The 26,349-nt window shown below is 67.2% G+C and carries 5 protein-coding genes; 2 read left to right on the top strand and 3 right to left on the bottom strand.

Annotation, left to right across the window (positions count from 1 at the left end; all coding sequences use genetic code 11):
• Window positions 1–6: 6 nt before the first annotated feature.
• From AWC08_RS30740 to AWC08_RS30730, 3 genes are read right to left on the bottom strand one after another with little or no spacing between them, the layout of a single operon-like run.
• Window positions 7–1,719: an ABC transporter ATP-binding protein gene (locus tag AWC08_RS30740; protein ID WP_065137162.1), complete on the bottom strand. Its 1,713-nt coding sequence runs from the start codon at window positions 1,717–1,719 to the stop codon at window positions 7–9.
• The gene (locus AWC08_RS30735; RefSeq protein WP_069432864.1) at window positions 1,713–23,030 is read right to left on the bottom strand and encodes a non-ribosomal peptide synthetase; all 21,318 of its coding nucleotides are present in this window, start codon (window positions 23,028–23,030) and stop codon (window positions 1,713–1,715) included. The genes AWC08_RS30740 and AWC08_RS30735 overlap by 7 nt, the downstream gene beginning before the upstream one ends.
• Before the next feature lie 31 nt (window positions 23,031–23,061).
• Window positions 23,062–23,286: an MbtH family protein gene (locus AWC08_RS30730; protein ID WP_065134747.1), complete on the bottom strand. Its 225-nt coding sequence runs from the start codon at window positions 23,284–23,286 to the stop codon at window positions 23,062–23,064.
• A 379-nt stretch (window positions 23,287–23,665) separates the two neighbouring features.
• Between AWC08_RS30730 and AWC08_RS30725 the strand changes: the two genes are divergently transcribed.
• Window positions 23,666–24,682: a TIGR03617 family F420-dependent LLM class oxidoreductase gene (locus tag AWC08_RS30725; protein ID WP_069432863.1), complete on the top strand. Its 1,017-nt coding sequence runs from the start codon at window positions 23,666–23,668 to the stop codon at window positions 24,680–24,682.
• A 90-nt stretch (window positions 24,683–24,772) separates the two neighbouring features.
• Entirely contained in the window at window positions 24,773–26,329 is a 1,557-nt protein-coding gene (locus AWC08_RS30720) for a succinic semialdehyde dehydrogenase (RefSeq protein WP_069432862.1), read from the top strand.
• Window positions 26,330–26,349: the final 20 nt, after the last annotated feature.

Raw genomic sequence — 26,349 nt, 5'->3', positions numbered from 1 at the left:
TCCCCTCTAGTGACGCACCAGTTCGTGTTCGATCAATTCGCGATAGAGGGACGTGCGCATCAGCTCCGTATGAGTTCCGGTGGCTTGGATGCGGCCCGCCTGCAGAACCAGGATCTGGTCGGCGTTGGTCACGGTGGACAGCCGGTGCGCCACGACGAGCAGGCTGCGCTGGCCGCGGGCGTGCAGCAGATTCGTCATGACGTCGTACTCGTTGGCGCGGTCGAGATGCGAGGTCGGTTCGTCCATCAGGATCAGCTGGGACCGCGACAAGAACGCCCTCGCCAGCGCCAGTCGCTGACGTTGGCCGCCGGAGAGGCTACGGCCGCGCTCGAGCACGGGGCTGTCCAGTCCGGCTGGCAGGCGGCGGATCTCGTCGGCGATGTTCGATTGTTGGAGCACCCGCCATAAGTCGGCGTCGGTGGCGTCGGGATCGGCGATGAGCAGGTTGTCGCGGATCGTGCCGTGCAGCACCGGCGCGTCCTGTTCCAGCAATCCGAGCCGGCCGCGGAGGTCCCGCAGCGGCAGCGTTCGGATGTCGCGGCCCTCCCAACGAACCGTTCCGGCATCGGGGTCGTGAAAGCGGCACAGCAGCGCGAGGATGGTGGACTTTCCCGCCCCGGACGGTCCGATCAGAGCGGTGATCTGATCTCGCCGCAAGGTGAAGGAAACGTCTTCGAGGACAGGGCCTTCGGAGCCGTACGCGAATGACACGTGGTCGAATTCCACCAGTGCGGCGGCGGTGTCCGCCGGTCGTGCGGTCGGCTGGGCACCCTCCGAGCGCGATAGTGGATCGTCTTCGGGCAGCTCGCGCATCGTGGCGATCAGATGCTGGTAAGCGCCCGCGGCGGTGCGGAAGGTGGCGAGCGCGGCGAAACCGGCGGTGATCGGGAAAACCGCGTACATGGCGAACGCGAACAGGCTGACGAATTGCCCCACGGACAGGCCACCGTCGGCCACCCGCCGCCCGTCCATCAGCATGATGGCCAGGAAGGATACGGTGACACCGAGGCGGATAGCCAGGATGTTGATGGCCGTCGACGACGCAACCCGAACCCCGGCTCGGTAAGCGTCCCGTGCGCTGACACCGATGAACTTCACTTCGCGGTCTTCGGCGCCGAACAACTTGACCGTGCGGGCCGCGGCCAGCACCCGGTCCAACCCGGCCGTGTAATCTCCGAGTGCCGATTGGCGGTTCACCGAATCGCGTTGGATCCGGGACAGGAACGGGCTGCCGGCGCCGAACGCGACCGCCATGACAGCGACCACCACCACCAGCGTGATGGCGTCGATCGACAGCATGAACGCGCCCGCGCCGAGCAGCGTCAGCATCCCGAACCCGATGTCGCCCACCGCGCGAGGCATGTCACGCAGCTGGCCGGCGTCGCTCGTTCCGCGGGCCAGCAGGTCACCCGTGCGGCCCCGATCCAGCAGTCCGATCGGTAGACGCACCACGTGATCGGTGAAGTCGGCGCGCAACCGCAACACGATCTGTTCACCGGTACGGTCCAGCCGGAAGTGTCCCAGGGCCTCCAGCGAGAGTTGACCCAGCAGGACAGCGAACAACATCACCGCGGCACCGACGTTCAGCGCACCACCAGTTGCCCGGTCGACGAGGCCGCCGACGAGCAGCGGTTGCCACAGGATGAGGACGGTCGCGGCGCACAGCAACGACATACTCATCGTCATCGAAACCCAGTGCGGGCGAAGCAGACTCAGCATGCCGGCATTTCAGGACCGAGGAGTCCGAGCAACTGCAGGTCGGTCACGTACTTGACGATGATCGGCGCCGAGATCCGGGGAATGTCCGGATTGTTCTTGTCGGGGCCGATCTTGGCTTCGCGCACCGCGGCGCGGAACCGATCCGTCGGTGCATAGGACCCGTGCGTCGGTTGAAGTGGTTTGACAGAACCGGGATTGCGCGTCAGCAGCATCGGCAGCATGGAATGCCGGCGCAGCCTCTCCGGCAGCGCGCGCAGAGCCGTCTCGAATTGCCGCAGCCACTCGGTGAAATCGGTGATACGCCGGAGCGGGTAGCCGGCCTCGATCAGCCAGTCGACGTACTCATCGAGTCCGATGCCGTCGTCGTGCGGATTCATCACGTGGTAGGTCCGAAACGCGCTCCCTCCGGAACTGACGACTTGTGCGCCCAGGGTGGTGATCGCCTCGGCGACGAATGTGACTGGCAATCCGTCGAAGTGGGCGCGTTGCCGGTTACCGCCGGGATCGGTCGGGTAGAAGGAGGCCGGCGCGATGCCGGTCGACATCAGGCTCAACACCATCCGGCTGAACGTGTCCGACAGGTTGAGCTGGCCCGCATACATGGTGCCCGCCAGGATCATGCCGCAGCGGAACACCGCGACCGGAAGCCCACAGAGGTCGTTGGCCTCACGCAGCAGCACCTCGCCGGCCCACTTGCTGTTGCCGTAGCCGTTGGCCGGTTCGGCGGAAATGACACGGCTGGGACTGACAGCGCGGATGTCGGCGTCTTCGGTGAACTGCGACGGTTCGATCTGTCTTCCCACGTCGGCGGTGGACACGAAGGCGTAGGCCTTGAGCTTGGTCGTGACCGCCAGCCGGATGAGTTCGGCGGTACCCACCACATTGGGTCCGAACAGCTCGCTGTAGGGCAGGGCCGCGCTCACCACCGCCGCCGAATCCACGATCAGGTCGACGGTATCGGCCAGACGCTGCCAGGTGGGCCGGTCCAGCCCGAAGTCGATCTGGGCCTTGTCCGCCGCGACGACCTCCAGGTGATCGGCCGCCAACTCCTGGTAGAGCCGCAGCAGATGGGGATCACCGCTGTCGAAGACCTCGTCCAGCCGGCGTCGCGCGTCCTGGTCGGACTCACCCCGCACCAGGCAGATCAGTTTGCCGTCTTTGAGCTCCAGCTGCTGGAGCCACTCCAGCACAAGGTGGCGGCCGACGAAGCCGGTCGCGCCGGTCAGCAGGACGGTCCGCACTTCGGCGCTCGGACCCGGCAGGCCTGGCGCCGAGTCCAGCGTCGCGGCGTCGATGAACTTGTCCAGGGTCAGATCCCGCGCGTATACCTCGCTGCGCGCCTGCCCGTGCACGGCCGCATAGGCTGTGTCGCCGACAGTGTCGTCACCGACCAGTCGGCTCAACCCTTCGACGGTCGGCGCATCGAACAGGCTGCGCACCGCAAGCCGGACACCGAGGGCGTTGTTGACGGCCGCAATCAACCGCATTGCCGAGATGCTGTCCCCGCCCAGGTCGAAGAATGACTCGTCGACACCAACCCGTTGCAGGCCAAGCACTTCGGCGTAGCTGTCCGCCAGGATCTGTTCGACGGGGGTCGCCGGGGCGCGGTACCGCGCCGTGTCGTGGTAGTCCGGCGCCGGCAGGGCACCGGTGTCGAGCTTCCCGTTGACCGTCAACGGGATTGCGTCGACGGTCACCACGGCGGCCGGCACCAGATACGGCGGCAGGTGGGCGGCCAGCTGTGCGCGCGCCTGGCCTGGGTCCGCCGCCCCGGTGACATAGCCCACCAGACGCCGGTCCCCGGGACGGTCTTCGCGTACGGTCACCGCGGCGTGGACAACTCCGTCGAGCGCGGCCAGCGCGGCCTGCACCTCGCCGAGTTCGATGCGGTAACCGCGGATTTTGACCTGTTCGTCGGCGCGCCCGACGTACCGCAACTGCCCGTCGGTACCCCAGTAGGCGAGGTCCCCGGTGCGGTACATCCGGGTTCCGGCCCCGCCGAAGGGGCATGCCACGAACCGCGACGCGGTCAACGGCGGGCGGCGCCAATAGCCGACGCCGACACCGTGTCCGGCGATGTAGAGCTCGCCCACCACGCCGGCGGGCACCGGACGCATGCGCTCGTCCAGCACGAACAGCGCCGCGCCCGGCACCGGAGAACCGATGGGCGGCGCGCCCGCTCGCAGCGGCGCGCTCCTCGCGGCGTCGACTGTGGTCTCGGTCGGGCCGTAGGCGTTGATCAGCAACCGGCCGTCGGCAGCCCACCGGTCCACCACCGTGGCCGGGCAGACTTCGCCCCCGACCACCAGCGCCATGTCCTCCAGACCCTGCGGTGAAAGTACCTGCGCCGCGGACGGACTCAGGTCGAGCACGCTGACCCGCTCGGCAACGAGTAGATCGTGGAAGTCGGCCGGCGAGGCCATCACATCCTCGGGTACCACCACCAACCGGGCGCCGCGCAACAACGCGCCCCAGATCTCCCACACCGAAACGTCGAAGGCGTATGAATGGCACTGGGCCCATACCCCGGCGTGCGGCAACGCCTCGTCCAGCGACGCCGCCAGTCGCACGACGTTGTGGTGAGTGACTGCAACGCCTTTGGGAACCCCGGTGGTGCCAGAGGTGTAGATGAGGTACGCGACATCCTGCGCCGAGGGCGCCGGCACAGCGCTGACCGGAGCGGCCGCAACCTCGGGCCCGTCGACATCGAGGATCGTCAGATCGTAGGCGCTCAGTCTGCCGGCCAGCGCATTGGTGGTGATGGCCGCGACCGGTTCGGCATCATCGATCATGAACGCGACCCGCGAATCCGGCACCGCCGGGTCGATCGGCAGATACGCCGCGCCGGTCTTGAGCACCGCCGCTATCGCCACAATCGCTTCGGTGCAGCGGCCGAACAGCAGCGCCACGCAGGCGCCCGGTCTCGCGCCGTTTCGGATCAGCACCTGCGCCAACCGGTTCGACGCCTCGTCGAACTGCCGGTACGTCATCGCCCGCCCGTTGCAGGTCACCGCCTCGGCGTCCGGCGTGCGCGCGACCTGCGCGGCCAGGGCGGCCGGGATCGACGTCTGGGCGGCTGCGGGCTGGGTCAGCGCCGAGTGGTGACCCCACTCGCCCAGCCGGCTGCGCTCGACGGCGTCGAGCAGAGATACCGACGACACCCGTGCGCCGGGCCCGGCGGTCATGGCCTCGAGGACACGCTGCAACCGCTGGACCAGGATTTCGATGCCGGCCGGGTCGAACACGTCGGTGCGGAATTCCACTGACCCGCCGATCCCGGCCGGCTCACCCCCGTCGGTGAATCGTTCGGCGAGCGAGAAAGCCAGATCCATACGCGCGGTGTGGGTTTCGATCGGCATCGGCTCGACCCGCAGATCGCCCAGGGTGGCGGGCGGGAGCACATTGTTCTGCCAGGCCATCAGCACCTGGATCAGCGGGTGGTGGTTCAGCGATCGAATCGGGTTGAGCCGCTCCACGAGCAGCTCGAAAGGCACGTCCTGGTGTTCGTAGGCGGCCAGGCTGCGCTCGCGCACCTGGCTCAGCAGTTCGCCGATCGTCGGGTCCCCATCGAGGTCGACCCGCAGTACCAGCGTATTGACGAAGCACCCCACCAGGTCGTCCAGCGCTGGATCACTGCGGCCGGCGATCGGAAACCCGATCGCCACATCGGAACTCGCGCTGAGCTTGGCCAGCAGCAGCGCCAAGGCCGCCTGCACCACCATGAAGCCGGTCGCGCCGTGCGCCGTGGCCACCTCGCGTACCCGCCGGTGCAGCTGCGCCGGCCAGTCGATCTCTACACTGGCGCCGCGATAATCGGCGACCACCGGGTAGGGGCGGTCGGTGGGCAGCGCAAGGCGTTCGGGCAGGCCGGCCAGCATGCCTTCCCAGAATTTCAGCTGCCCGGCCAGCCGACTGCCCGGGTCCGCCGGGTCACCCAGGCAATCCCGTTGCCACAGCGTGTAATCGGCGTACTGCACCGGTAGCTCCGCCCACTGCGGCGGCTGCCCGGCGCGGCGGGCGGCGTAGGCCAGCCCGAGGTCGCGCGCCAGCGGGGCCAGCGACCAGCCGTCCCCCGCGATGTGGTGCACCGCGATCGCCAGCACGTGCTCGTCCGCTGTCAGCGTGAAAAGCTCGGCGCGCAGCGGGATCTCGGTGGTCAGGTCGAACGGGTGCCGTCCCACCGCTTCGATGGCCTCGGTGAGCTGCCGGGCCGACCATGCTGTCGCATCGACGGTGCGCCAGCCGAGGCCGGCGTTCTCGGCCGGCACGATCACCTGCCGCGGTGTCCCGTCCGGCATGGCGAACACCGTGCGCAGGCTCTCGTGCCGGGTGAGCACGTCGGCGAACGCGGCGCCCAACGCATCGGCGTCCAGCTGCCCGCGCAGCCGCAACGCCACCGGAATGTTGTATGTCGCTGACGGACCATGGAATTGGTGCAGGAACCACAGCCGGCTCTGCGCGAAGGACAACGGGATCATCGCGGGCCGCCGGCCGGGGACGAGTGGCTGCCGGCCGGCGCCGGCCGACCCGATACGCGCGGCCAGCAAGGCAACCGTCGGCGCCTCGAACACCGCACGCACCGACAGCCCGGCATGAAGAGCGGCGTTGACCGCGGCGACCAGACGCATCGCCGACAGCGAATCCCCGCCCAGATCGAAGAACGACTCCTCCACACCTACCCGCTCCAGCCCGAGTACCCGGGCATGGATACCGGCCAGGATCTCCTCGAGTGGACTGGCTGCGGCACGAGAGACACCGGCGCCGTAGTCCGGCGTCGGCAGGGCGCGCGCGTCGAGTTTGCCGTTGACCGTCAACGGCATCGCCTCGACCACCATCAGCGCGGCCGGCACCATGTAGGCAGGCAACTGCTGGCCCAGCGCATGCCGCGCCTCGGCCACATCGACCACGCCGGGGGTCGACTCGATGAGGTATCCGACGAGTCGTCTGTCACCGGGACGGTCCTCGCGGGCGATGACGACCGCCTGCTCGACTCCGTCCAGCCCTCCCAGAGCTGCCCGGATCTCCCCGAGTTCGATGCGGTAGCCGCGGATCTTGACCTGATGATCGACCCGGCCCGCGTATACCAGCTGCCCGTCGGTGTCCCACGACACCAGGTCACCGGTGCGATACATGCGCGCCCCGGCAGCGCCGAACGGGCACGCGACGAATCGCGAAGCCGTCAGCCCGGGTCGTCCCACATATCCGGTCCCCAGCCCCGCACCGGCGACATACAGCTCCCCCACCACGCCCGCCGGCACCGGGCGCAGCCAACCGTCCAGCACGAAGAAGCCCACATGGTCCAGCGGCGCTCCGATCGGGCTGCCGCCGCGTCGGATGTCGTCGGCCACGATCTCCCGGATCGAGGCGTGCACCGTCGTCTCAGTGATGCCATAAAGGTTGAGCAGTTGCGGTGCGCCGTGGTCCAACCAGCTCGAAAGCAGCTGTGGGTCAAGGGCTTCACCGCCGAACACCACCGTGTGCAGGTTCGGCCGAAGTCTTGACTCGGGGCTGAGTGCGGCAGCGGTTATCAGCGCATAGAACGCCGACGGGGTCTGGCTCAACACGCTTACCTTTTCAGCGACCAGCATGGCATGCAGGTCCTGCGCCGAACGGACCACCGAGTCGGGCACCACCACCAGCCGCCCACCACTGAGCAGCGCACCGAAGATCTCCCACACCGAGAAGTCGAACGCCAGTGAGTGGCACTGCGACCACACTGCCTGGTGGGGCAGGCGGTCATCCAGCGACCTCAGCATCCGGACCACGTTGTGCTGGGGTATGGCAACCCCTTTGGGAACTCCGGTGGTGCCGGAGGTGTAGATGAGGTAGGCGATGTCGTCGGGCTTCGGCATCTGCATCGCCACCGGCAGCACCGCGCCGGGGTGTGCATCGAGGCGCGCTTCCTCGACGTCGATCACCACGCCGGTGAACCCCTCGAGCCGGTCAGCCAGTGCACTGGTGGTGATCGCGGCCATCGGCGCGGCGTCGTCCAGTAGGAACCCGATCCGCGCCGCCGGCAGACCCGGGTCGATCGGCAGGTAGGCTGCACGCGCTTTCAACACCGCCAAAATCGCCGCGACCGCCGGTGCTGATCTCGGAAGCAACAGGGCGACAACCGTTCCCGGGCCGATACCGTGTCCGGCCAGGAGCCGTGCCATCCTGGTAGCGATGTCGTCGAGTTCGCGATAGGTCATCGAGTCGCCGTCGGCGCACACCGCGATCGCGTCAGGGGTACGCCCCACCTGGGCGTCCCACAACGCCGGAATCGAAGCTGTCGCGGACTCCGGTTGACGGAGCACCGCCCGGTTACCCCACTCGGCGAGCCGGGCATGCTCGGCGCCGTCGAGCGAATCGACCGAGAACAACCGGCGCGTCGGGTCGGCGGTCATCGCCGCCAGCACACGTTCGAACCGCCTGATCAGCGTCGTGACGTACTCATTGTCGAACAATTCGGCGTCGTATTGCACAAGGAGGCCCAACTCGGCGCCCGGCAGCACCCGAACGGTCAAGGGGTAGTGGGTGATATCGCGGGTAGCGCCTTGCGTGATGCCCAAGTCGTGGGCATCGGTCAGCGCCCCGGTGTCGATTGGGTAATTCTGGTAGACAAAAAGCGTGTCGAACAGCTGATGCTGACCAGCCAGGGGGTGAATGTCGTTGAGCGCCAGGTGCTGATGCTCCAGCGTGTCGTTGTAGGCGCGTTGCAGCGCGTCGACGAGTTCGACGGTGGTGGTGGCCGGGGTGAAGGTCGCACGCACCGGCACCGTGTTGATCAAGAGCCCCACGATCGTCTCGGCGCCGGCCAACTCCGACGGCCTTCCGGAGACCGTGGTCCCGAAGACGACATCGTTGCTGCCGGTGAGCCACATCAGTAGCTGCGCCCACGCGCCCTGCAATACGACATTGGTGGTGGTGTGGCACGAGCGCGCCAAATCGCTTATCTGCCCGGTTAGTTCGGCTGGCAGAGTGAACGAGGCAGCACCTCGCCGCCCTGACCGCAACTGGTTTCCGGGAGCCAGGAGTGTCGGGACCTCTAGCCCGGCCAGCATCTGCTGCCATACCGCCCGGGCGGCGGGGATATCGCGTTCGGCCAGCCAGGTCACAAAACGCCGGTATGACACCGGAGCAGCCAGCGGTTGCCCGTGATAACTGGCGAAGATCTCCTGCAGCAGGATCGGCAGCGACCAGCCGTCGACCACGATGTGGTGATTGGTGAGCAGGAACCTGTGCCGGTTCTCGGCGGTACGGATCAGGACCGCCCGGAACGCCGGCGGACTGCCCAAGTCACAGACGGCAGCACGTTCGGCGGCACACACGGGCTCGATCTGGCCGGCCTCGAGTTCCAGGTACTGCCAAGGCACTTCCGGATCGGCAGGGATTATCTGGACCGGTTCGTCGAACTCCTCGCTGAACCGGGCGCAGAGGTGGGGATGGCGCGCAACCACCGCCTGAACCGCCGCGTGCAACCTCTCGGGATCGAGCGAACCACGCACGGTGAAATCCAGTTGCACCGCGTAGACGTCGTCCTGTGCCGTGTCGGCATGAAAGAGCAGCCCGCGCTGCAGAGGGGTCAGCGGCAACACATCCGCGACGCGGTATTGCCGCTGCAGACCGTCGATCTGGCGCTGGCTCAACCGGGCGGGGGCGATGTCCGACGGCGTCAAACCGCCTCCCCCGCCTTGCACATGCGCGCACATTCCCGCCAGGGCCTCGAACCACAACCGGCTCAGCCGGGTCACCTGCGCCTCATCGAGGACTGACGTGGCCCAAGTCCAGTCGACCTGCAGGCACGGCCCGTCCTCGGTGTCGAGGGTGCCGGCGTTGATCTCCAGGGTGTGCAGCATCGGCATGCACACACCGGTGGACGGCAACGTACGCCGCACCGGGCGCCAGCCGCCGCTGGCGGCGTCGGACGCCGCATTTCCGAACCGCCCCAGGTAATTGAAGCCGATGGACGGATCGGGCCCGGACAGTTCGACGTCAGCGTTGAGGTAGCGCAGCACACCGAAGGTCACGGGATGCGGCAGGGCGCGCAACTGTTCCTTGGCGTCCTTGAGCACCGCACCCAGGGCCGCCTGGCCGGCGGTCACCTGCGCCCAGTCCAGCTCGCCCAACGCCAACGCGACCGGGTACTTGGTGGTGAACCAACCGACCGTACGTGACAGGTCGATATCCGCGGCAAGCTCCTCGTGGCGCCCGTGGCCCTCGACGTCGATCCCGATCGGCGCACCGGTGGAGCCGGAGAACTCCGCCCACGCCAGCCCGAACGCGATCAACAGGACGTCCTGTACGCCGGCATGAAACGCAGCCGGTACCGCACCGAGGAGCATCCGGGTGTGCTCGGCGTCCAGCGACACCGAGAGGTGACCGGCAGTGGCGACGGTGTCCTCCTGGTGCACCGGTGGCAACGCGGCGGGAGCGGCAAGCACCCGCCGCCAGGCGGCCGCCTGGGCAACCACGTCGGACCGGCTCGCGTAGTCGCTCAGCAGCGCCGCCCACCGCCGAAACGACGTACCCTCCTCGGGCAACGCCACCGGCTGGCCGCGGGTGTGCTGAGCCCATGCGGTGATCAGGTCGCTCAGCAGGATTCGCCATGACACCCCGTCCACGGCCAGGTGGTGGATGATCAACACCAGCTGTCGGGCGCCGACGACCCACAGCGCGCTCAGCATCGTCCCCGCGGCCGGCTGCAGCCGCGACCGTGCGGCCACCAGCGCGTCATCGGACCACTCGGCCACGGCCCGCAGGCAACTCGTCGCCTGCACCGAACCCGGGTCGGGGACCGTCAAGGACCAGCGGCCGGCGTCGTCGACGACGAGCCGGGACCGCAGCATGGGATGCCGGTCCAGCAGCGCCTGTAACGCCACCGCCACGTCCGCCTCGGTGACACCGGCAGGGCCCTGCAGCACGATGGCCTGGCTGAACTGGTCGACGCAGCCGTCAACGCTGGCCAGCGAGAACATGATCGGGGTGGCCGGAACGTTCCCGACACCGTTGTCGGAAACGACGCTCCCGCCGTCGGTCAAGGTGACCACCCTGGCCACACCGGCAACGGTCTGCTCGGTGAATATGTCACGGGGCTTGCAGACCAGCCCCGCCGCGCGCGCCCTGGCGACCACCTGCATCGACAAGATGCTGTCACCGCCCAATTCGAAGAACGATTCGTCCACCCCGACCCGCTGCAGCCCGAGCACCTCGGCGTAAATGCAGGCCAGGACTTCTTCGACCGCGTCAGTCGGGGGGCGGTAGCGTTGTCCGTCCTGAAACTCTGGCTCCGGCAGAGCTTTTCGGTCCAGCTTGCCCGAGGACGTCAGCGGGAACTCGTCGAGCACCACGATCTGCGCCGGCACCATGTACGCGGGCAGTCGCGCGCTCATCTGTTGGCGCACCACGCTGATCGTGCTGTTGGTCCGCGGCTCGTTGGCGTAGGTGGTGCGAGAGTGGGTCTGCCCGGCGGGGCGATAGACGTCGGTCAGGGGTGCGCGGTCGGTGAGGAAAATGGCGTCCACCGTGCCGGGTTGGGCACCCCAGGTGACCGCGACGCGGTATCCCGTCGCCGCGCCGAGGCGGTGCAATTGTTCGGGGGTGACGCTTTCGACCGAGGGCGCGGTCAGCGCGTCGGGCAGCGGGCGCCCGGCGGCCAGGGCGCGCTCGGCGTGGACGTCGCTGATCAGTCCGGCGCGCGGAATGGCGGTGACGCGAACGGCGGCAGGGCGATCGGACTTCAACCGGGCGCCCAGCCGCACCGCATCGCTCCACGACCACGTCGGCGTCGCAGCCAGTGACCGCACCGGTGCCGGAGTCTTGTGGACGACGACGTCGTAGCGGAACCGGTTGAGTTCGTTGTCGGCCGTCCCACGTTTCACCTGGACGTCGAGCCCGGCCACCTCGTCCTGGCTGGCCGCCCAGCCTACAAAAAAGTCTGGGGCCAAAAGCAATTCGGATTCGCTGACGATGGCGCGGCGGACCCGGCGGCGAACCTCGTCAGCATCGGATGCGGTATCCCAGAGCGCGACCGACGTCTGAAACGCCGCCTGCAGCGTGTAATTGCGGACGTCGCCGATGAACAGGGCGCCACCCGGCGCCAGCAGGTCCATTGCACTGTCGATGACGTCCGCCAGATATCCCGCGTTCGGGAAGTACTGAATGATCGAGTTGAGAATGATGGTGTCGAAGTGGTTGTGCGCCAGTCCCGACGTCACGTGGGCGGGTTGGGCCAGCACCCGGACGCGGTTACGCCAGGGGAACTGCCCCCGCTCCAGCGCGCGGGCCAGGTTGCCGATCGCGACCGCCGAAATGTCCGTGGCGACGTATTCTTCGCAGTGCGGTGCGATCTGGGACACCACCAGGCCCGAACCGGCGCCGATCTCCAGCACGCGTCGCGGCTGCAGGGCCAGGACCCGGTCCACCGTCGCCGATCGCCACTCCTGCATCTGCTCCACGGGAATCGGATCACCGGTGTAACTGCTGTTCCAGCCCCGGAAATCCATGCCGAAATCCGGCTGTGCGGCCTCGCTGCCGTACAAGTCGTCATAGAGGTGTTGCCACTGTTCGACGATGTCGGCGTCTTGCCCGGCGTCCCGATCGGCTCCCCGAGTGGGCGCCAGCGTGATGTAGGCAACCAGTTGCGTGCCCCCGGAGGCGTGCTGCCGGGTGGTGGCAAGGGCCTGCTCGACCTGCGGGCAGCCCAGCAATGCGTTCTGAATCTCACCGAGTTCGATGCGATAGCCGCGAACCTTGACCTGCTCGTCGGCCCGTCCCACATACCGAAGCTGACCCTCAGTGCCCCAGGAAACCAGGTCCCCGGTTCGGTACATCCGGGTCCCGGCGGGCCCGAACGGACACGCCACGAACCGCACCGCCGTCAGCGGCGCACGGCACCAATATCCAACTCCCACAGCGCTTCCGGCAACATATAACTCTCCCACCAGCCCTGGTGGCACCGGACGCAGCCAACCGTCCAGAACCAGAAAGGCCAGATGACTCAACGGCACACCGATGGGACTGACTGCCTTCTCGAGATCGGCGGCGACGATCTGCCGCACGGACGCGTGCACCGTCGTCTCGGTCGTGCCGTACAGATTCAGTAGGCGCGGTGAGACCGGGTGAGCCTTCAGCCAGGCCCGAAGACGCTGGGGTTCCAGCGCTTCCCCAGCGAACAGCACGGTCTCGAGCCGCGGTGACTGTCCGTGGCCGTCGACGGCCTGCAGCGCGTAGAACGCCGACGGGGTCTGACTCAGCACGCTGACCTGCTCGGCGATCAACAGCGCGTGGAATTCTTCGGGTGCGCGACTCACCGACTCGGGCACCACCACCAGGTGACCGCCGGACAACAGCGCACCGAAGATTTCGCACACCGAGACGTCGAAGGCCAGTGAATGCCACTGCGACCAAACCTGGCCCGCCGGCTCGAAGTGGTGATTCAGCGAAGCGAGCAGCTGGGTGACGTTGCGATGGCTTACGGCAACGCCTTTCGGAACCCCGGTAGTGCCCGATGTGTAGATCAGGTAAGCGATGTCATCCGCTGCCGCCGCGGGTGGCGCGGAGTATGGTCCGGCACTGGTGGACGCACTGACATCGATGACCGGCAGGTCACGCCCCTCGAGGCGGCCGGCCAGTGCAGTGGTGGTCACCGCCGCGACCGGGGCGGCGTCATCGAGCATGAACGCGATGCGCGCCTGCGGTAGTGCCGGGTCGATCGGTAGATAAGCCGCCCCGGTTTTCAGTGCGGCCAGAATGGCCGCGACGGCCTGCGCGGATCGCGGAAGCAGCAGTGCCACAAAAGTTCCCGGTCCCGCGCCTACGCCGGCCAACCGCTGCGCGAGCCGGTTGGCGGTGTCGTCGAGTTCCCGGTAGCTCATCGAGTCACCTTGGAAGCGCACCGCCACCGCATCGGTCGTGCGGGCAACCTGAGCAGCCCACAACACCGGGATCGACTCCGCCGCGCGCCCGGCCCGACTCAATACCGCCCGGTTACCCCACCGCTCGAGCCGCCGATGTTCGCCGACGTCCAGGAGATCCAGCGACGACAGCGGTGCTTCCGGGTCGGCGGTCATGCCCAGCAGAATTCGCTCGAGGCGCCCGATCAGCCCGTCGATGGCGGCCGTGTCGAACACGTCGCTGTCGAACTCGACGCGCAGACCCAGTTCAGGGCCCGGAAGGGCCTGGACGGTGAGCGGGTAGTGGTTGTAGTCGTGTCTGGACATCTCGGTGATGTCCAGCCCGCCCGAGCCCGACAGCGCGGCGATATCGATCGGAAAGTTCTGGTACACGAACAGCGTGTCAAAGAGTATGTCGTGCCCGGTGATTCGGTGGATCTCGCTGAGCGCCAGATGCTGATGCTCGAGGGTGTCGTGGTGGGTGCGGTGCAGCCGGCCGAGCAGCTCCGCGGTGGTGGTGGCCGGCGTGAGGGTGGCGCGCACCGGCACCGTGTTGATGAACAGCCCGACCATCGACTCGGCACCGGGCACCTCGGCCGGCCGCCCCGAGACGGTGGTGCCGAAGGCGACGTCGTGGTGACCGGTCAGGCACCTCAGCAGTTGCGAAAAAGCCGCCTGCAGAACGATGTTGACGGTGGTGTGGCAGGAACGCGCCAACTCGTTGAGAGCCCGCGTGGTGGTGCCGGATACCCGGAACAGAGTCGCGCGCCTGGGGCTGGGGCCCGAGTGGGCTGCCGTACCGACCAAGGTGGGGGTGTCGAAGCCCCGCAGTGCGTGCCGCCAGGCTTCCTGGGCGGCCACACGGTCTCGGTCAGCAAGCCAGGTTACAAACCGCCGATAGGGCGCGGCCGCGGGTAGCCGATGCCCCTGATAGGCGGCGAAGATCTCCCGCAACACGATCGGCATCGACCAGCCGTCGACGACGACGTGGTGGTTGGTCAACACGAGCCGGTGCCGGTGCTCGCCGGTGCGGATCAACGCCGCCCGGAAGGCCGGCGGAGTGGCCAAGTCGCACACCGCGATCCGTTCGGCGGCACATATCTGCTGGATCTGCTCCTCGGTGTCGAGTTGCAGGTATTGCCATGGCAACGTGGGATCAGCCGGGATGAGCTGCACCGGCTCGTGGTCGCAGAACCTGGCCGCCAGATTCGGGTGGCGGGTGAGAACGGTCCGCACGGCGGCATGCAGCCGCTGCGGGTCGAGAACACCGGCGATCGCGAAATCCAGTTGCACCGCGTATACGTCGCCTCCGGTGGCGGCGGCGTGAAAGAGCAGACCCTGCTGAATGGGTGTCAGCGGCAACACATCGGCGATGTTGTACCGCGACTGCAGTTCGTCGATCTGCTGCTGCGTCAACCGGGCCGGCACGATGTCCGACGGCGTCAACCCACCTCCGCCGCGGCGCACCTGGGCACAGATGCCGGCCAGTGCCTCAAACCACAACCGGCTCAACCGGTTTACCTGTCCCCCGTCGAGGACCGACGGCGCCCACGTCCAGTCCGCATGCAGCTGTGGGCCGGACTCGGTCTCGACGGTGACGGCGTTGACTTCGACGGTGTGCATCAGCGCCATCGGCAGCCCCGCGTTACTGTCGGCAATCCGGGGGCCGATGGACCAGGCCTGGCCGCCCGACTTAACGGGTGCACCCAGGCGGCCGAGGTAGTTGAAACCGATGACCGGCTCGGCGCCGGACAGCTCGACATCACTGTTGAGGTAACGCAACAGCCCGTAGGTCAGTGGATGTGGCACGCTGCGCAGTTGTTCTTTGAGGTCCTTGATCGCCGAACCGAGCGTCGCGTCACCCGCCACCACCTCCGACCAGTCCGGTCCCCCGACGCTCATGGCGACCGGGTATCGGGTGGTGAACCAGCCCACCGTGTGGGACAGGTCCACCCTGGGCGCAATGTCGTCGTGTCGCCCGTGCCCCTCGACGTCGATCAGAATCGGCGCACCGCCGGCGCCGAGGAACTCGGCCCACGCGAAGGCGAATCCGATCAACAGAATGTCTTGCACCCCAGCGTGAAACGCGGCGGGCACTGCCCCGAGCAACATTCGGGTGGTGTCGGCGTCCAGAGTTACCGAGAGCCGCCCGGCGGTACCCAGCGTGTCCGCCTCGGGTCGCACCGGCGGCAGCGGGTTGGCCGCGGTCAGCACCTGCCGCCATGCGGCGGCCGTGTCGATCACCGACCGAGCATGGGCGTGCTCGTTCAGCAACGACGACCACCGCTGAAACGAGGTGCCCGCTGCAGGCAGCGCCACCTGTCGGCCATCGCGCAGTTGGCCCCAAGCGGTGTTGATGTCGTGGAGCAGAATCCGCCACGACACCCCATCGACGGCCAGGTGGTGAATGACCAAGGCCAGCTGACCGGCTGGCGCGCACCACTGCGCGCACAGCATCCGGCCGGCCACTGGATCCAGTCGGGATCGAGCCTGCGCCAGCGTCTTTGGCGTCAATTCGGTCACCTCTTGCAGGCAGCCGGCGGCATCGGCACCCGCTTCTGGCACCCACCAGCGCTCACCGTCGCCCCGCAGGCGCAGCGTCGCGTGCCGGTCGATCAGGGCCTGCAGGATCACCCGGACGTCGGCTTCGGTGGTTCCGGCCGGCGCCTGCAGCACCATCGTCTGGTTGAACTGCTCCACCGCGCCGGTGTGACATTGCCACCAGCACATGATCGGGGTGGGCACCAGCTCTCCGGTGCCTTCGTCGATTGAATCGGCCTCACCGTCGGCCGCAGCGGCGACGCGGGCCACCCCGGCGACGGTCTGTTCGACGAAAACGTCTCGCGGGCGGCACATCACGCCCGCGGCCCGGGCCCGCGCCACCACCTGCATGGCCAGAATACTGTCGCCGCCGAGGTCGAAGAACGGTTCGTCGACACCGACGCGATCCAGTCCGAGGACCTCGGCGTAGATCACGGCCAGGGTCTCCTCGACGGCGCCCTCCGGTGGCCGGTAACGGTCCACTTCCTGGTATTCCGGTGCCGGCAGGGCACGGGTGTCGAGCTTGCCGTTGACCGTGAGCGGCAACGCATCCAGCGCGATTACGGCGGCCGGCACCATGTACGACGGCAGTCGCTGGGCCAGGATGGCACGGATGCCCGTCACATCGCCCGTTCCGGTGACATAACCCACTAACCGCTTGTCGCCGGGCCGGTCCTCGCGCGCGACCACCACCGCCTGTCCGACGCCGTCGATCGCGGCAAGTTCGGTCCGCACCTCACCCAACTCGATACGGTAGCCACGGATTTTGACCTGCTCGTCGGCGCGGCCGAGGTAGTCCAGCTGCCCATCATCACGCCAGCGCACCAGGTCCCCGGTGCGGTACATGCGTGATCCCGGTCCTCCGAACGGGCACGCCACGAAACGGGCCGCCGTCAAGCCGCTCCGACGCCAGTACCCGACCCCCAGTCCCCGGCCCGCGACGTACAGTTCGCCCACCACACCGGCCGGCACCTGGCGTAACCACCGGTCCAAGACGAACAGCGCCGCTCCCGACACGGGAGACCCGATCGGTGGCGCGCCCGAATCCGGCCGCAGCGGTGGGCTCATCGCCGCATACACGGTGGTCTCGGTGGGCCCGTAGGCGTTGATGACCACCCGGCCAGGCGCCCACCGATCCACCAGCTCAGGCGGGCAGGCTTCGCCGCCCACCACCAGCGCGGTCGATTCCAGCCCCGTAACGTCCAACATGCCCACCGCCGAGGGGGTCTGAGTGAGCACGTCGATGCGCTCGGCGGTCAACAGGTCGTGAAAATCGCTGGGCGAGGCCGCCACGTCCTCCGGCACGATGACCAACCGGCCGCCGCGCAGCAGTGCGCCCCAGATCTCCCACACCGAGACGTCGAACGAATAAGAATGCCACTGAGTCGCCGCGAATCTCGTTGCGGCCGAGAGATTCTGGTCGCCGCTACCGAAGAACCCGGTGATTCTCAGAAGTTGCGTGACGTTGTGATGGGTGATGGCCACGCCTTTGGGAACACCGGTAGTGCCCGAGGTGTAGATCAGGTAAGCGAGATGGTCGGGAGGCGGCATCGGCCGCGGCGTGGCCGGGCAGGCGTGAATGGCCGGGGCACCGACGTCAATCACCGGCACGCCGTGCACCTCGAGGCGGTCGATGAGTGCGCTAGTGGTGATCACGGCGACCGGCCCGGCGTCGGCGAGCATGAAACCGATCCGCGCTTGCGGTAACGCCGGATCCACCGGAAGGTAGCCGGCACTGGATTTGAGCACTGCCAGCATCGCGATGATTGCTTCGGCGGAACGCGAAAACACCAGCGCGACCAGTGTTCCGCTGTGAACACCGCGAGCGGACAGGTGATGTGCCAACCGGTTCGAGGCCTGGTCGAGTTCGCGGTACGTCCACGAGCGCGGTCCGCACGTCAGCGCCACTGCGGTCGGGGTGCGCGCCAATTGTGCCGCCCATGCTTCCGGAATCGATACGGCCGGTGGTGCGGGTTGGGTCAGGACTGCGCGGTTTCCCCACCTGTTCAGCAGGTACCGCTCCTCGCCCGCGACGAGATCTACCGACGACAACCGTCGTTTCGGGTGGGTGGTGACGGCGATCAGCACCGTCTGCAGCCATCCGGTCAGTGCCTTGATAGTCGCCGCGTCGAACACGTCGGTGCGATACTCCACCGTCCCGCTGATGCCCGCGGGCTCGCCACCGCCGGCGTACCGCTCGGCCAGCGAAAACGCCAGATCCATTCGCGCGGTGTCAGTTTCGACTGGTATGGGAGCGACGTCCAGATCGCCCAGAGCGAGGCTGGGGGCGATGTTGTTCTGCCAGGCCAGCATCACCTGGATCAGTGGATGATGGGTCAGTGAGCGGGCCGGGTTGAGACGCTCGACCAGTACCTCGAACGGCACGTCGCGGTTCTCGTAGGCGGCCAGGCTGCGCTCTCTCACCTGGGCCAGCAGGTCAGCGAAGGTCGGATTTCCGCTTAAGTCGACCCGCAGCACCAAGGTGTTGACGAAGAAACCCACCACCTTGTCCAGAGCCGGGTCACCGCGGCCCGCGATCGGAAATCCCACCGCCACATCACGACTGCCGCTGAGCTTGGATAGCAACACCGCGAGCGCGGCCTGCACCACCATGAAGCTGGTGGCGCCGTAGGCACCGGCGACATCGCGAACCCGACGTGCTACCGCCGCCGGCCATTCGAGGACGACTTTGCCACCACGGTGCTCGGCCACCGGCGGATACGGCCGATCAGTGGGCAACTGCACGTGCGGCGGCAGCCCCGCGAGCGCCTGTTCCCAATACCTCAGCTGCCCAGCCATCGGGCTGTCCGCATCGGCCAGATCACCCAGGGTCTGGCGTTGCCAGAGCGTGTAATCGACATATTGCAGCGGCAATGGTGCCCAGTTCGGAGCCTGTCCGGTCGACCGGGCCAGATATGCGGTGCCCAGGTCGGCCGACAGCACGCCCAATGACCATCCATCCCCGGCGATGTGGTGCACCACCACCACCAGGATGTGTTCCTGCTCTGAAAGCTTGAAAAGCGTGGCGCGCAGCGGAATTTCGGTCGCCAGGTCGAAGTGGTGGCACGCCGCAGCGGCGACCGCGTCGGCGAGCCGGTTCGCCGGCCACGCCGTCGCATCCACGGCCTGCCATCCGAAGTCCGCCCGCTGCAACGGAATTACCGTCTGGCTGGGCACTCCCCGCACCGGGGAGAACAGGGTGCGCAGGCTTTCGTGGCGGCCTACCACGTCGGTCAGGGCGACGCCCAGTGCCTCGACATGCAGCGGCCCACGCAACCGTAAGGCCGCGGGAATGTTGTAAATCGCGGACGGCCCTTGGAATTGGTCGATGATCCACAGCCGGTTCTGCGCGAACGACAACGGAATGACCGCGGGCCGCGGAACGGCCGCGAGCGGCGTCAACCGAGCGACGCCCACGCCGATACGAGGCGCCAGCTGGGCAACCGACGGTGCATCGAAGAGAGTGCGGACAGCAAGACCCGCATCCAGGGCACTGTTTATCGCCGCCACTACCCGCATGGCCAGCAGCGAGTCGCCACCAAGGTCGAAGAACGACTCGTCGACACCGACCCGCTCGAGGCCGAGCACATGGGCGAAGATGCCGGAGATGATCTCTTCGACCGGCGTCCCCGGAGCCCGGTAGTGATCGTCGTCGACATAGGTCGGCGCGGGCAAGGCCTTCGTATCGAGCTTGCCGTTGATGGTCAGTGGCAGCGCCTCGAGAGCGATTACCGCGGTGGGCACCATGTAGGACGGCAACCGCTCCGCCGCTGCCGCACGTACCCCGGGCAGGTCCAGGCTTCCGGCGACCGACTCGGTGACGTAACCCACCAGCCGTTTGTCGCCTGGACGATCCTCCCGGACCGTCACTACCGCCTGTTCCACCCCATCGACCTCGGCCAGCGCGGCGGCCACCTCACCACACTCGATGCGATAGCCGCGGATCTTGACCTGCTCGTCAGAACGCCCCACGTAGATCAGGTGGCCATCGGCGCCCCAGCGCACCAGGTCTCCGGTGCGGTACATGCGTGTTCCTGGCGCTCCCGTGCCGGCGAACGGACAGGCCACAAACCGCGACGCCGTCAACCGCATCCGGCCCACATAGCCGACCCCGACGCCGCGGCCGGCCACGTACAACTCGCCTACCACCCCGACGGCCACCGGACGCAACCACCGGTCCAGGACGAACAGGGCAATGTCGGCCAGCGGCAGCCCGATCGGGCTGACAATGCAGTCGGCGTCGGCCTCGAGTATCTCTCGCGCCGTGACATGCACGGTCGTCTCCGTGATCCCGTAGAGGTTCAGCAAGCGAGGTGACCTTGGGTGGTCGCGCAGCCAGGTCCGAAGGCGCTGCGGCTGCAGCGCTTCACCCCCGAAGATCACAGCCTGCAGCTCAAGCTGCTCTTTGACGTCGCGTTGCTGCGCGTCGACGGTCGCCAGTGCATAAAAGGCCGACGGAGTCTGACAGAGAACGTTTACCTGTTCGGCCACCAGCAGGGATCGGAAGTCGTGGGGTGAACGCAACACCTCATCGGGTACCACCACCAGCCGACCGCCGTGCAGCAGCGCACCCCAGATCTCCCAGACCGAGAAGTCGAAAACCAGGGAGTGGCACTGCGTCCACGCCTGTCCCGGCACCAGTTCCAGGTCCAACGACCCCATCAGCCGAGTGACGTTGTGGTGGGTGATGGCTACCCCTTTGGGTACACCGGTGGTTCCGGAGGTGTACATGAGGTAGGCGACGTCCCCGGGAACCGGTCCGGACCCGACCGGACCTGAAAAGGACTGCATCTCAACGGGATCAAGGTGGTCGACATCGATGGTCGGCAATCCGTGCCTGCTCAGTGTGAGGGCCGTCCCGGCGTCGGTGACGGCCGCACAAGGCGCGGCATCGTCAATCATGAAATCCAGCCGCGAGCCAGGCATCCCAGGGTCCAGCGGCAGGTAGGCAGCGCCGGTCTTGAGCACCGCCAGGATGGCCGTCACGGCCTGCGCGGAGCGTTCCATCAGCAACGCCACGACCGCGCCGGGAGCTGCCCCATAGCCGGTTAGCAGATGCGCCAACCGGTTCGATGTCTCGTCCACCTCACGATAGGTCCACGACCGGTCGCGGTAGGTCAGTGCGACCGCGTCGGGTGTGCGTGCCGCCTGTGCGGCCCACGCCGACGAAATCGACGTCGCGGCAGGCAATGGCCGCGTCAGCGCCGCGTAATTGCCCCACCTGGCCAGGCGCGCATGCTCACCGCGATCCATCAGGTCCAGCGCCGACAGCCGTCGTCCCGGGTGGGTGGTTACCGCCGCCAGCACGGTTTCCAGCCGCGCGATCAAGGTCTCGATCGTGGCCGCTTCGAACACATCGGTGCGAAACTCCACCCGTCCACCGATGCCGTCGAGTTCTCCGTCCTCCGCGACCCGGTCGATCAGGAAGAAGGCAAGATCCATTCGGGCGGTGTGGGTGTCGACCGGCACCGGGGTGATTTGCAGGTCACCCGCCACGAGACCGACGGTAGGGTCGTTGTTCTGCCAGTTCAGAATGACCTGGATCAGCGGGTGATGGGTCCGCGAGCGGGGCGGGTTGAGTCGATCCACCAGCACCTCGAACGGCACGTCCTGGTGTTCGTAGGCGGCCAGGCTGCGCTGGCGCGTTTGGGCAAGCAGCTCAGCGAAAGTCGGGTCGCCGTCGAGGTTGACCCGCAGCACCAGGGTGTTGACGAAGAACCCCACCAGCGCGTCGAGCGCGGGATCACCTCGGCCGGCAATCGGAAAGCCCACCGCGACATCGGAAGTGGAGCCCAGCCCGGATAGCAGCACGGCGAGAGCTGCCTGCACCACCATGAAACTGGTGGCGTTGTGCTCGCGGGCGAGCTCGTGTATCTGCCGCTGCAGAAAGGCCGGCCAGTCGACGCGGACCTGATCGCCCCGGTGGTCCGCGACGGGCGGATAGGGGCGATCGGTGGGCAGTTCCAGCCGGTGCGGCATCCCGGCCAGGGTTTCTTCCCAGAAGCCCACCTGAGCCGCCAGCGGGCTCTCCCGATCGGTCAGATCACCGAGATTGTCCCGCTGCCACAGCGTGTAATCGATGTACTGGACCGGCAATTCGGACCAGCCGGGGGGCTGCCCGGCACACCGGCTGATGTAGGCCGCGATCAGGTCGCTTGCCAGCACGCTGATCGACCAGCCGTCACCGGCGATGTGATGGACCACGACCACCACCACGTGATCCTGCTCGTCAACCCTGAAAAGCTTTGCCCACAGCGGAATTTCGGTGGCGAGATGGAAAGGGTGACGTGCCGTTTCCGTGATGGCCGCTTCGAGCCGGTCGGGCGGCCACCCGGTTGCGTCCACCACCTGCCATCCAGTGTCGGCACGCGCGGCCGGCACCACGACCTGTCTGGGTATACCGTCGACCGCCGGAAACACCGTACGCAGGGCTTCGTGCCGGCGCACCAGATCGCTCAAGCCGATGCCCAACGCCTGCTCGTCGAGCTGACCGCGCAGCCGCAACGCCACCGCCCGGTTGTATACGGGTGAGGCGCCCTGCAATTGGTCGATGAACCACAATCGGCTCTGCGCATACGACAGCGGCACCACCGCGGGTCGCGGGACGGCCCGCAAGGGTGTGAGGCGTCCCGAATCGCCGGCGATGCGCGAGGCGAGTTGAGCTATCGTCGGCGCGTCGAACAGCGCACCCACCCGCAGATCGGCGTTCAGGGCGGCGTTGACGGCGACGATTACCCGCATCGCCGAGAGCGAATCCCCACCGAGATCGAAGAACGATTCGTCGACGCCCACGCGCTCCACACCCAGCACCTGGCTGTAGATATCGATCAGAACCTGTTCGACCGAGGGGCCATCGGAATTGCTGCGCTGTAATTCGCCCTCGAGTGTCGTCATGCTGCCGCCAATTCCTTAGACGGCCGTTGAGTCAGCGGCCCGCGTCCTGCGCCAGCCGTTCGCGCAGGCTTTTCGGCCGGATGTCGGGCCAGTTCTGCTCGATGCACTCCAGGCTTGCGGCTCGGTCCGACGGCCCGTGCAGCACGCGCCAACCGGCGGGCACATCGGCGAATTCCGGCCAAAGGCTGTGCTGCTCCTCGTCGTTGACCAGTACGAAGAAGCGACCATTGTCGTCGTCGAATGGGTTGGCACTCACTCGTACTACTCCTCACTACCGAGCGCAAATGGATCACGGTCAAGACCGACAGCGTCGTCAACATAGCACCAGCAACCTTCATGTCGGGGCCAGACGGAGCTGCGATATTCCGCCCGGGACAGCTCCCCGTGCGGGTGCATCATGGGGCTTGCCTCCGAGTACTCAGGTCCGCGCCGGCAACGTCGGGTTGGCATCCGTGGCGCCGCTACCGATCCCGAGTTCGGCTCGCACGGGACGGACATCACTCATGGTGCGCCACAACGCTTGCCACAACATCGCGAAGTTCTTGCGGAATTCTTGTGCCGAAATCGGGTGACCGGTGAGCCGAATGGACGGTGTCGGTGCGTGGCGTCGGGCATGCGGAGGTAGCGTTCCAGCCGTGCATGTTGACGCGATGACCATTCCGCAGCCGCTTGCGCTGATCGGCGACACCGCCAAACGCACACAGGCAGCCGGATTCTCCGGTCTGTTATTCACCGAAACCGGACGCACCGCCTATTTGAACGCCGCCGTGGCGTCCCAGGCCGCCCCCGGTCTTGAGCTGTCGACCGGCGTAGCCGTCGCTTTCCCGCGCAGCCCGTTCGTCACTGCGGCGACGGCGTGGGAACTGCAGGAGGCGACCAACGGCAACTTCCGGCTCGGGCTCGGCACCCAGGTCCGCACGCACGTGGTGCGGCGCTACGGGATGCCGTTCGAACGGCCCGGACCGCGTCTGCGCGACTATGTGCGGGCCGTCAAAGCGTGCTTCAGCGCGTTTCGCACCGGAAGACTCGACCATCACGGCGAGTTCTACGAGCTCGATTTCATCACCCCGCAGTGGAGTGCCGGACCCATCGATGCGGCCGATCCCAAGGTCGACATTGCAGCGGTCAATCCCTGGATGCTGCGCATGGCCGGCGAAGTCGCCGACGGCGTCCACGTCCATCCGCTCGGCGAACCGGGGTATCTCGCGCGCCACGTCGCGCCCAACGTCGCCGCCGGGGCCCAGAAGTCAGGCCGCGACACGTCCGACATCGCGGTGATCGTGCCGGTGATGACGATCGTCGGCGACACCGACGAAGAGCGGCACAACGAGCGGGAACTCGTGCGAGCCAGTCTCAGCTTCTATGCCAGTACGCCCAACTACGCCTTCATCCTGGACGAAGCCGGATTCGAGGGCACTACGGCCCGCATCCGGGAAAAGCAGAAGGCCGGTGACTTCAAGGGAATGGCCGCCCAGATCACCGACGATCTCATCGCGGTGTTCGCCACCGAGTCGACATGGGACGGATTGGCCGAAGCGCTCGTCGGCAAATACGAAACAACCGCCACTCGCCTCGTTCTCTACAACGCATTGAGTGATCCCGAACGGTTCGAACGCTACGGAGAGATCGCGCAACGGATTTCGGCTCGCTGACATCGCGGCTCTGACCAGCGCGGAGGGCCACCTTGTCCGCACCGATAGGCTGAGGTCACAGATACCCCGCGTTCTTCGAGAGGTAGCGATATGCCCGCACCGTCAGCCGAGGTCTTCGACCGCCTACGTCAGCTTGCCGCGATCAAGGACGTCAACGAACGTCCGACCAAGACGATCGACGAAGTCTTCACCGGCAAGCCCCTGACCACCATCCCGGTCGGCACTGCCGAGGATGTCGCTGCCGCCTTCGCACAGGCCCGTGCGGCGCAGGTCGAGTGGGCCAAGCGGCCCGTCAGCGAGCGCATCGACATCATCCGCCGCTACCGCGACCTGGTGATCGAGAACCGCGAGTTCCTGATGGACCTGTTGCAGGCCGAAGCCGGCAAGGCCCGGTGGGCGGCCCAGGAGGAGATCGTCGACCTGATGGCGAACGCCAACTACTACGTGCGCGTCACCGCCAAGCTGCTCAAGCCGCAAAAGGTGCAGGCGCTGCTGCCCGCGATCGGCAAGACCACGGTCGGCTATCAGCCCAAAGGCGTGGTCGGGGTGATCTCACCGTGGAACTACCCGATGACCCTGACCGCGTCTGACTCGGTGCCCGCCCTTCTTGCCGGCAATGCCGTGGTGCTCAAGCCCGACAGCCAGACCCCGTATTGCGCGCTGGCCTGCGCGGAGTTGCTGTACCAGGCCGGCCTGCCGCGCGCGCTGTATGCGATCGTCCCTGGCCCCGGCTCCGTGGTGGGGACGGCTATCACCGAGAACTGTGACTATCTGATGTTCACCGGGTCGTCTCAGACCGGCAGCCATCTCGCCGAGCAGGCCGGGCGCCGGCTCATCGGGTTCTCCGCCGAGTTGGGCGGCAAGAACGCCATGATCGTCACCCGCGGCGCCAACCTGGACAAAGCGGCGAAGGCGGCGACCCGCGCGTGTTTCTCCAACGCGGGCCAGCTGTGCATCTCGATTGAGCGGATCTACGTCGAGAAGGACATCGCCGAGGAGTTCACCCGCAAGTTCGGCGACGCCGTCCGCAACATGAAGCTGGGGACCGCCTACGACTTCTCCGTCGACATGGGCAGCCTGATCTCCGAAGGCCAACTCAAGACCGTGTTAGACCACGTCGACGACGCAACGTCCAAGGGCGCCACCGTGATCGCGGGCGGCAAGGCCCGGCCCGACGTCGGTCCCCTGTTCTATGAGCCGACCGTGCTCACCGACGTCACACCGGAAATGGAATGCGCCGCCAACGAGACGTTTGGGCCGCTGGTGTCGATCTACCCGGTAGCCGACGTCGACGAGGCCGTCGAAAAGGCCAACGACACCGAGTACGGCCTGAACGCGAGCGTGTGGGCCCGTACGCCCGCCGAGGGGCAGCAGATCGCCGCCCGGTTGCGTTCGGGCACGGTGAACGTCGACGAGGGCTACGCATTCGCCTGGGGCAGCCTCAGTGCACCGATGGGCGGCATGGGACAGTCGGGCGTCGGTCGCCGGCACGGTCCCGAGGGGTTGCTCAAGTACACCGAGTCGCAGACCATCGCGACCGCGCGGGTCTTCAATCTCGATCCGCCCTTCGGTCTGCCCTCGACGCTCTGGCAGAAGTCCCTGCTGCCCATCGTGCGCACCGTGATGAAACTGCCCGGGCGCAACTGACCCCCGAGCGAGCTGAGAAA

The sequence above is a fragment of the Mycobacterium gordonae genome (assembly GCF_002101675.1).
Taxonomy (GTDB): Bacteria; Actinomycetota; Actinomycetes; order Mycobacteriales; family Mycobacteriaceae; genus Mycobacterium; species Mycobacterium gordonae.
The sequence above is the reverse complement of the archived record's forward strand: the minus strand, read 5'-3'. Positions and strand labels throughout refer to the sequence as shown.

Bases quoted from the DNA above. Each gene is read 5' to 3' on its own strand.
- AWC08_RS30735 (WP_069432864.1), bottom strand. From the start codon at position 23,030: ATGACGACACTCGAGGGCGAATTACAGCGCAGCAATTCCGATGGCCCC.
- AWC08_RS30720 (WP_069432862.1), top strand. From the start codon at position 24,773: ATGCCCGCACCGTCAGCCGAGGTCTTCGACCGCCTACGTCAGCTTGCC.
- AWC08_RS30740 (WP_065137162.1), bottom strand. From the start codon at position 1,719: ATGCTGAGTCTGCTTCGCCCGCACTGGGTTTCGATGACGATGAGTATG.